The sequence below is a fragment of the Roseateles sp. P5_B10 genome (genome assembly GCF_056400485.1).
The window spans coordinates 1-673 of sequence record NZ_JBFULE010001501.1 but is presented as its reverse complement, the minus strand read 5'-3'; the positions used below and the strand labels follow the sequence as shown (position 1 = coordinate 673).

Genomic DNA, 673 nt, shown 5'->3' with positions numbered 1-673 from the left:
CGCCCAGCGCGTGCTGGACGCCCTGCGCGAGCCCATCTTCGTCGGCGGCCAGGAGTGCTTCGTCACGGCCAGCGTCGGCATTGCGCTGTACCCGCGCGACGGCCAGACCATGGCCGACCTGCTGCGCAATTCCGACGTGGCGATGTACGCGGTCAAGAGCCAGGGCCGCAATGCCTCGGCCGTCTATTCGCCGCAGCTGGCCGGCCACGGCAAGCAGAAGCTGGAGCTGGAAAGCGCCCTGCACAAGGCGCTGGAGCGCAATGAGATCGTGCTGCACTACCAGCCCAAGATCGACGTGCGCGCCGCCCGCATGGTGGGCGCCGAGGCGCTGATGCGCTGGCAGCGTGGCAATGTGCTGGTGCCGCCGGCCGATTTCATCCCGCTGGCCGAAGAGACTGGCCTCATCGTGCCGCTGTCCGAATGGGCCCTGAAGGAAGCGGCCCGCCAGGCCAAGCTGTGGTCACTGCAGTTCGGCTTCAGCGATTCCATCGCCGTCAACCTGCCCAGCCGGCTGTTCGAGCGTACCGATCTCGTCGAGCACATCCACCAATGCGTCAGCGCCTATGGCGTGCCGCACCGGTCGATCCAGCTCGAGATCACCGAGAACAACCTGATGAAGGACCTGCAGAACGTCATCCCGTCTCTGCATCGCCTGAACGAAGTGGGTGTGGAG

General features: G+C 66.1%; 1 protein-coding gene. It reads left to right on the top strand.

Annotated elements, in window-relative coordinates; all coding sequences use genetic code 11:
* The coding region (locus AC1DU6_RS34240) for an EAL domain-containing protein (protein WP_477862899.1) at positions 1-673 on the top strand (673 nt) is incomplete at both ends.